Consider the following 8,142-nt stretch of genomic DNA (forward strand, 5'->3'; position numbering starts at 1 on the left):
TGCCCGGCACGCCCGTCCTGTTCTACGGCGAGGAGATCGGCATGGGCGAGAACCGCGAGGAGGGCGGACGGATGACCGTGCGCACCCCGATGCAGTGGACCGACGGGGCGAACGGGGGCTTCTCGCGCACGAGGACGGGGGCGTCGCCGCCGGTGCCGACGAGGCCGGCTCGGGCGAGCTCTCGTCCGTCGGTAGGGAGCGACCAGCCCGCGGCATCCGGCGCGCCCACGACGCGAACCGCGCCGCGCGCGCCGATCACCGCGAGCGCGGGGGTCATCACCCGGCCCTCCACGCGCGGCATCCGCGCCCTCGCCTGCCCATGGCGGACATCGCCGCCCCCCTCGTTCGCCTCGTCGCTCAGTGGACGTGAGCAACGCTCGACTTCATCTGCTGGGCGCAGCCTACGACCGCGACCGACGCGCCCGCCAGTGCGGTCGCGGACGTTCAGTGCGGCCCCGGAGGAAGCCGAGGGAGCACCCTGAACCCGACCACGTACGCTGGACCGGTGGATCGCGGCCGGGTGTACCTCTTCCTCGCGCTCGCGAACCTCTTCTGGGCCGGCAACTACGTCTTCGGCGAGATGGTCACGCGCGAGATCTCGCCGATCTCCCTGACGTTCTTCCGCTGGGCCTTCGCGGTCCTGCCGCTGCTCGCGATCGCCTGGCTCATCGAGCGCCCCGACTGGCGCGTGGCGCTTCGGGAGTGGCCGGTGCATCTGCTGCAGTCGGCGCTCGGCCTCACGGGGTACACCCTGCTGCTGTACGCGGCACTCGGCCTCACCGGCGCGGTGAACGCGGCGGTGATCAGTGCGATCAATCCGGCCACGATCGCCCTCGCCGCCGCGATCTTCCTGCATGAGCGGCTCGGCTGGGTGCAGGTGCTGGGGCTGATCGTCGCCTTCATCGGCGTCACCGTCGTGCTCACGAGCGGCGACGTCGGGCAGATCCTCGAGCAGGGCTTCGGCGTCGGCGACCTGCTCGTGATCGGTTCGGTGCTCGCGTGGACCGTCTACTCGCTCATCTCACGTCGCCTCGCGACGCCGCCGATCACGGCGACCGCGGTGCAGGCCGTGTTCGCCGTGGCCACCATGGTGCCGGTCATCGCGATCACGGGCGTCTCGCTGCCGGCCACGGGCGCGGGGGCGCTCGGGCTCGCGTACATCGTGATCTTCCCGTCCATGGCGGGCTACGCACTCTGGAACATCGGCGCGTCGAAGGTCGGTCCCGCCCGCGCCGGGATCTTCCTCAACCTGCTGCCCGTGTTCACGGTGATCATCGCGCTCGCGTTCGGCGCCACCCTCGAGCCGCCCGCCGTGATCGGCGGTGCGCTCGTGATCGTGGGCGTCTACCTCACGCTGCACATCCGACGGTCGGAGAGCGGACGGGCGGATGCCGCGAGCGGGCTGCCGGTACGATAGACCCCCGTGGCTCTCACTATCGGCATCGTCGGCCTGCCCAACGTCGGCAAGTCCACCCTGTTCAACGCACTCACCAAGAACCAGGTGCTCGCGGCGAACTACCCCTTCGCGACGATCGAACCGAACATCGGCGTGGTGAACCTGCCCGACCCCCGGCTCGAGACCCTCGCGGGCATCTTCAACTCGGAGCGCATCCTGCCCGCCGCCGTGTCGTTCGTCGACATCGCCGGCATCGTGCGCGGCGCGTCCGAGGGCGAGGGGCTCGGCAACAAGTTCCTCGCGAACATCCGCGAGGCCGACGCGATCGCGCAGGTCGTGCGCGGCTTCGAGGACTCCGACGTCGTGCACGTCGAGGGCACCGTCGACCCCAAGTCCGACATGGAGACGATCAACACCGAGCTGATCCTCGCCGACCTCGAGACCCTCGAGCGCGCGATCCCGCGCTTCGAGAAGGAGGTCAAGGGCAAGAAGCTCGATCCCTCGGTGCTGACCGCGGCGAACGAGGCGCTCGAGGTGCTGCAGAAGGGCACGCCGCTCTCCGCGGCGTCCGTCGACCTGGAGCCCGTCAAGGAGCTCGGCCTGCTCACCGCGAAGCCCTTCATCTACGTGTTCAACGTCGACGAGGCGGTGCTGACGGATGCCGCGCGCAAGGCCGAGCTCGCCGCGCTCGTCGCTCCCGCCGAGGCCGTCTTCCTCGACGCGAAGATCGAGTCCGAGCTCATCGACCTCGACCCCGCCGACGCCGCGGAGCTGCTCGCCTCGACCGGCCAGGAGGAGTCGGGCCTCGACCAGCTCGCCCGGGTCGGCTTCGACACCCTCGGCCTGCAGACCTACCTCACCGCCGGCCCCAAGGAGTCGCGCGCGTGGACGATCCACAAGGGCTGGAAGGCCCCGCAGGCCGCGGGCGTCATCCACACCGACTTCGAGCGCGGCTTCATCAAGGCCGAGGTCATCTCGTTCGCCGACCTCGTCGCCACCGGCTCCGTCGCCGAGGCCCGTGCAAAGGGCAAGGCCCGCATGGAGGGCAAGGACTACGTCATGCAGGACGGCGACGTCGTGGAGTTCCGCTTCAACGTCTGATGCGGTCGTGACTCCACGACATCGCGCTTCCCGCTCAGTCAAGTCCCTCCCCGCCGCACCCGATGTGTGAGAGGTTGCCGGTGACGAGAGAGCGGGTGTGCCGTGGGGCGATTCATCTACGCGAACGTCTCGACGGCTGAGATCGACGATCGAACCCTGGCGCACCTGCAGGTGATCATCCTGCGCAAGATGGAGCAACGGCAGTCCTTCCCGATGACGCTGAGCGCTCCCGGGCGAATGGTGACGGCGTGGATCTCACCGTCGACGCCGCTCGAATTCGTGTACTTCGGCAATCGTCGTCCTGCCCTCAACGAGGCATGGCTGGTGAAACTGGAGGAAACGGCCAGTTCCGTGCTCGGCTTGACGATCGTGCCGGAGCCGCCCGCGAGCTGAGGCCTCCGCTCGACCTCTGCTCGAGGGAGACCCGGGCTGCTCAGCGCCCCTGGCGCTTCTTGTACGGCTTCGGCTGGCCCTTCACGATGGGCGCGCGGCCCTTGCCCTTCGACGCCTTCGCCTTGCCGCCGGCCTTCGCGGCGGGCTTCTCGGCGGGGGCGGGCGCCGCGGCGATCTCCTTCCGGGCCTCCTCGAGGAAGAGGACGCCGACCTTGGTCAGCTGGGTCTCGCCCTGCCGGGTGAAGAGCGGGTGCCCGATCTCGGCCTCGAGCTTGTCGATCGACGAGTAGAGCGACGCGAGCGGGATGCCGAGCGAGTCTGCCGCGCGCGGGAAGTGCAACTCCTCCGCGACGGCGACGAAACGTCGAAGCAGGGTGATGTTCACGGGAGCCTTCCGTCGGTCGGCGCGAATGCCGGCCGGGCTTCAGGCTACGCGAGTCGGCCTCATCGTTCGAGCTCGTCGCCGCGGTAACAGCCCACGACGTGATCGTTGACCACGCCGATCGCCTGCATGAAGGCGTAGGCGCTCGTCGGGCCGATGAACACGTACCCGTCGGCCTTCAGCCGCCGGCTCAAGGACTCCGACTCGGGGGTGTGCGAGGGCACGGCGGCCCCCGGGGACGGACGCCGGTGCTCGGGCGGTCGGACGCCGTTCGCCAGGTCGGAGAGCGCGAACTCCGACGCCGCAACGACCGCGGCATTGCGCAGGGTGGACCGGATCTTCGCCTCGTTGCGGATGATCCCCGGATCCTGCAGCAGCGCGGCGACGTCGGCGTCGTCCATCTGCGCGACCCGCACCGGATCGAAGTCGTGGAAGGCGGCGCGGAACGCGTCGCGCTTGTGGAACACGGTGAGCCATCCGAGGCCGGCCTGGAAGATCCCGAGGGTGAGCGCCTCGAACACGGCGCTCTCGCTTCCACCCGGGGTGCCCCACTCGTGGTCGTGGTAGGCGAGCAGGGCCTCGTCGTGCTGATGAGCGGTGGCCCACGCGCACCGGGTGCGGTGGTCCCCGCCCGTCGAGGCGGCGCCCGAGGCCCAGTCAGACATGGCCACGCCTCCCCGGCGAACGCGTGTCGGCCGGCTGGGGACGCGGGGCCGCGGCATCCGGGGCCTTGGTGATGGCGTTCAATGAGAGCTCCTCTGCGTCGATGGCTCGAAGGACGAACTTCACCGCGGTCTCGGGGAACCGACCCTCGGACCTCGCGGCCAGGACGGCGCGACGTTCTTCGGCGATCATGGTGCGCCGGAGGCGGGCATAGGACGCGAGGAACGACTCCGAGGACGGATCCGCCGCCGGATGTTCCAGCGAGTCGGAGATGAGGGTGGCGTTCGCCCGCAGCTGCGAGACGACCCGCTCCTCGTCGGCCTCGCCGATCTCCAGTTCGAGACGGCCGAGCCCGGCCGCGTGAGCCTCGGCCATGAGCGTCTCGCGTTCCATCTGCTCCTGCGCGGCGTTCGGCGGCGGCAGGTGCAGGCGCCGGACGAGCACGGGCAGCGCCAACCCGCTGACCAGGGTCGCCACCACGATCACGAAGGCGAGGAACTGCAGGAACTCGCGGTCGGGCGTCATCTCGGGGAGCAGGAACACGGCGGCGAGCGTGACGACGCCGCGCACGTTCGCCGCGGCGATGACGACGGCGTTCTTCCACTGCACGTGCTGCCGGCGCAGCCGCCGTGGTCCCCGTCGGAAGAACCACGCGACCGCGAGCACGAAGGCGAACCGGGAGACGACGAGCGTCACGAACACCACGCTGCAGATGCCGATGGTCGCCCACAGCCCCGGCCCGGTTCGGATCGCCCCCTGCAGGATGCTCGCGAGGTTGAGCCCGATGAACAGGAACACCGCGTTCTCGAGCAGGAACTGGATGGTACGCCAGTTCACCGACTCGGCGATCCGCGCCTCGGCGGACTGCACGACGGGTGACCGGTACCCCAGGTACAAGCCCGCGATGACGACGGCGAGCACCCCCGAACCGAGCACGGCCTCCGCGGCGATGAAGGCGAGGTACGGCGTGATGAGGGCGAGGCTCGTGTCGAGGACCGGGGATCGCAGCCGCGAGCGGATGAACGCCATCGTCCACCCGATCGCCAGCCCGACGGCGACGCCCCCCGCGACGGCGAGGAGGAACTCGCCGGCGACGAGCAGCGGGCTGAGGAGCGTCGTCATCGCGGCGATCGCGGCGTTGAGCGCGACGAGCGCCGCCGCGTCGTTCAGCAGGCTCTCGCCCTCCAGGACGGTGACGACCCGCCGGGGCAGCGCGAGGCGGCCGGTCACCGAGGTGACGGCGACGGTGTCCGTGGGGGCGATGACCGCCGCGAAGGCGAACGCCGCGGCGAGCCCGATGGCGGGAAGCAGCAACGACGTCGTGAGCCCGACCACGATCACCGTGAACGCGACCGTCCCCACCGAGAGGATGAGGATGCTGTCGCGTCGCCGGCGCACGTCGATGAACGAGGTCCGAACCGCCTGCGCGAACAGCAGGGGCGGAAGCACGCCGTAGAGCACCAGCTCCGGCTCCACGTGCACGACCGGGACGATCGGGATGAACGACGCGATCCCGCCGACGATGACCAGCACGACCGGCGCCGACCAGTTCAGGCGCCGCGTCAGGCCCGTCACCGAGACGGTGACGACCACGAACGCGACGGTCCAGACGACCGCGGTCACGGGGTCCATCCGGGCCCCTCGTTCAGCGCACCGTCTCAGTCCACGTGCACGAACGTGGCCAGCGACTGGGTCGGGTCGACGAGGTAGGTGGAGAGCATCATCCCTGTGCCCGGCCCGAGGTCTCGGGCGTTGTGGGCGGTGCCCGGCGGCATCAGGAAGGGGTCGCCGGCGTTCAGCAACAGGCTCGGCGCGCCCTCGATCCGCATCTCGACGGTTCCCGCGAGGATGTAGCCGATCTCCTCACCCGGGTGCGTGTGCCAGCCCGACTCGACCCCGACCGGGATCTCGGTCAGGACCTGCACGATGTCCCTGCCCGGAATCGACGAGGCCTGGTGCTGCAGTTCGGTGCGCTTCAGCTTCGTCGCCAGCTCGTCGACCGGTTCCGCGTCACTCATCGCGATTCCCCGATCTTCTGGAGCGCGCGCAGGATGACGTCCGTCACCGGTTCGGGCTGGGAGACCATGATGAGGTGCGAGCCCTCCAGCTCGAGCAGCTCGGCGTTCGCCCGGCGGGCCATGGAGAGCAGCACGTCGGAGCCGGCCGCCTTGTCACCGGTGGCGACGATGGACCAGGTGGGCAGGTGCTTCCACGCGGGCGGTCCCGACTTCTCGTCGAACGCCGACGCGGCGATCGGTCGCTGGGATGCTGCGAACGCCTTCGCCTGCGCCTCGGGGAGGTCGCCGGCGAACACGGCCGGGAACTTCTCGATATCGACGTACAGCTCGACCGCCGTTTCATCGCCGACGCCCGTCGGGAACTGCGCCTGGACGAGTGCCGGTCCGAGGGCGCTGTCGCGGGAGGTGCCCTCGACCTCACCGAGCGCCTCGCCCTCCTCGGGCGCGAAGCCCGAGACCAGGACCAGGCCCGTGACGTTCGACGCCTGCGTGGCGGCATTCGAGATCACCGCACCTCCATAGGAGTGCCCCACCGCGAGCACCGGGCCGGGGATCTGGGTGATCACGCTCGCGATGTAGTCGGAGTCGGACCGGAGGCCCCGCATGAGCAGTCCCGGCGCGCGGACGGGGATACCGGCGGCCTGGAGCCGTTCGATGACGGGGACCCAGCTCCCCGCGTCGGCGAATGCGCCGTGCACGAGCACGACGGTCGTGGGTTCAGGTGTGGTCGCCATCTTCATCTTCCTTCGGTTGGGGGTGTCGCGGGTGTCACAGGGTCGGGCACGGCGTCGGGCACCATCGCGATGCAGTCGACCTGCACGCCGTAGCCGGGCAGCGCGACGCCGACCGTCGTGCGCGCGGGGAGGTGGGCGCCGAACGCCTCGATGTAGGCCTCGTCGAACTGCGGCAGCGAGTCGAGATCGGCGAGGAAGACCCCGCACCTGACCACGTCGTCGAGTCGCGCGCCGGCGGAGCGCAGGATGATCGCGAGGTTGTCCAGCACCACCTCGGTCTGCTCGCGGATCGTGCCGTCGACGAGTGTGCCGTCGCGGGTGGGACTCTGACCCGACACGAACACGAAACGGCCATCCGCCACCACCGCCGCCACCGAGACATGCACACCGGCACCGGTTCGGGCGACTCGACCGACGTTCACCGGCGCGACGCCCTATCCGGCCGCCGGCGCGCCCGCTGCGGCAGCCGCCTCGCGGATGAGATCGACGACGCGCGCGGCCTCGGGTACCCCCACGCTGTGCGAGCCGCCCTGCAACTCCACGGTCGAGCGCGATCCGGCGCGTTCGGCCATGAAGCGGTGGCTCGCTGCCGGGATGTTCTTGTCGTCGGAGCCGAACAGGAACCACGACGGGATCGTCTTCCATGCCGGTGCTCCGGATGCCTCGTTCAGGGCCGCTTCGACGATGGGCCGCTGGGTCACGGCCATGACCGCCGCATCCCGCTCCGACGAGTCGGCGGCGAACTGGGCGCGGTACTTGTCCTGGACGATGTACAGGTCGTTCTCGCCGTCGGGGAGGGCGACCGCGGTGAGCGTGTCGCCGAGTGTCCCGCCCTCGTAGCGCCCGGCGAGCTGTGCGGCGCTCTCTCCCTCATCCGGCGCGAATCCGCCGACGTAGACGAGGGCCTTCACCGCGGGGTTCCCGGTCGCGCCGTTCGTGATGACCGTGCCGCCGTACGAGTGGCCGACGAGCACGATGTCTCCCTCGACGTCGTGCAGGACGGCTCGGAGGTACTCGGCGTCCGTGCGGACTCCGCGGAGGGGGTTCGCGACCGCGATCACCGGGAATCCGTCGTCGAGCAGGAGCCTGACGACGCCGGACCAGCTCGAGGACTCGGCGAACGCGCCGTGCACGAGCACCACCGTGGGCCGGTCCGGGGAGGGATTCGAGATGCTCATGGCGGCTCCTTGCGCAGACGCCGGGCCGCGCTGACGCCGGACCGGGGGAATGGCCCCAGCATCCCCGTGAACCGGCCGGGCGTCGAGCACGCTGCCCTCACCCTTCGCGTGGGGGCCAGCGTGAACGCGGACCCCCGGCTGGTGCGGTGCGGCTCAGGGTGCGGAGAGCGGGAGGGTGGCGACGAGCCGGGTACCGTGGCCGCTCGGGCTGTGGACGCTCACCGATCCGCCGAGCGCCTCGGCCCGGTCGACGAGGCCGGTCAGGCCGGATCCGCGG

At 70.5% G+C, this 8,142-nt stretch carries 10 protein-coding genes and 1 pseudogene; 4 read left to right on the forward strand and 7 right to left on the reverse strand.

The window, feature by feature from the left end:
- The 4 genes and pseudogenes from GH736_RS25840 to GH736_RS13170 all read left to right on the forward strand — a co-directional run.
- Nucleotides 1–152, forward strand: a pseudogene (locus tag GH736_RS25840) (alpha-amylase family glycosyl hydrolase); the annotation flags it as partial.
- 353 nt (nucleotides 153–505) lie between these two features.
- On the forward strand, nucleotides 506–1,417 hold the full coding sequence (locus GH736_RS13160) for a DMT family transporter (protein WP_159603985.1): 912 nt from the start codon (nucleotides 506–508) through the stop codon (nucleotides 1,415–1,417).
- Between the two features lie 6 nt (nucleotides 1,418–1,423).
- Nucleotides 1,424–2,497: a redox-regulated ATPase YchF gene (gene ychF, locus GH736_RS13165; protein WP_159603987.1), complete on the forward strand. Its 1,074-nt coding sequence runs from the start codon at nucleotides 1,424–1,426 to the stop codon at nucleotides 2,495–2,497.
- A 102-nt stretch (nucleotides 2,498–2,599) separates the two neighbouring features.
- The gene (locus GH736_RS13170; RefSeq protein WP_159603988.1) at nucleotides 2,600–2,890 is read left to right on the forward strand and encodes a DUF7882 family protein; all 291 of its coding nucleotides are present in this window, start codon (nucleotides 2,600–2,602) and stop codon (nucleotides 2,888–2,890) included.
- Nucleotides 2,891–2,930: 40 nt separating this feature from the next.
- On the opposite strand, the gene GH736_RS13175 is transcribed toward GH736_RS13170, so the two are convergent.
- The 7 genes from GH736_RS13175 to GH736_RS13205 form a co-directional block, all read right to left on the reverse strand.
- Complete coding sequence (locus GH736_RS13175) at nucleotides 2,931–3,275, reverse strand: LysR family transcriptional regulator (protein WP_159603990.1); 345 nt, start codon at nucleotides 3,273–3,275, stop codon at nucleotides 2,931–2,933.
- Between the two features lie 59 nt (nucleotides 3,276–3,334).
- The gene (locus tag GH736_RS13180) at nucleotides 3,335–3,937 is read right to left on the reverse strand and encodes a DNA-3-methyladenine glycosylase I (protein WP_159603992.1); all 603 of its coding nucleotides are present in this window, start codon (nucleotides 3,935–3,937) and stop codon (nucleotides 3,335–3,337) included.
- Entirely contained in the window at nucleotides 3,930–5,567 is a 1,638-nt protein-coding gene (locus GH736_RS13185) for a cation:proton antiporter (RefSeq protein WP_159603994.1), read from the reverse strand. The genes GH736_RS13180 and GH736_RS13185 overlap by 8 nt, the downstream gene beginning before the upstream one ends.
- A 26-nt stretch (nucleotides 5,568–5,593) precedes the next feature.
- Nucleotides 5,594–5,953: a cupin domain-containing protein gene (locus GH736_RS13190; RefSeq protein ID WP_159603996.1), complete on the reverse strand. Its 360-nt coding sequence runs from the start codon at nucleotides 5,951–5,953 to the stop codon at nucleotides 5,594–5,596.
- Nucleotides 5,950–6,687, reverse strand: coding sequence for an alpha/beta fold hydrolase (locus tag GH736_RS13195; RefSeq protein ID WP_159603998.1), 738 nt, complete (start codon nucleotides 6,685–6,687; stop codon nucleotides 5,950–5,952). The genes GH736_RS13190 and GH736_RS13195 overlap by 4 nt, the downstream gene beginning before the upstream one ends.
- A 2-nt stretch (nucleotides 6,688–6,689) precedes the next feature.
- Entirely contained in the window at nucleotides 6,690–7,049 is a 360-nt protein-coding gene (locus GH736_RS13200) for a RidA family protein (protein ID WP_235934168.1), read from the reverse strand.
- 72 nt (nucleotides 7,050–7,121) lie between these two features.
- Nucleotides 7,122–7,865, reverse strand: coding sequence for an alpha/beta fold hydrolase (locus GH736_RS13205; protein WP_159604002.1), 744 nt, complete (start codon nucleotides 7,863–7,865; stop codon nucleotides 7,122–7,124).
- Nucleotides 7,866–8,142: the final 277 nt, after the last annotated feature.

Source organism: Agromyces humi (assembly GCF_009720255.1).
Taxonomy (GTDB): Bacteria; Actinomycetota; Actinomycetes; order Actinomycetales; family Microbacteriaceae; genus Agromyces; species Agromyces humi.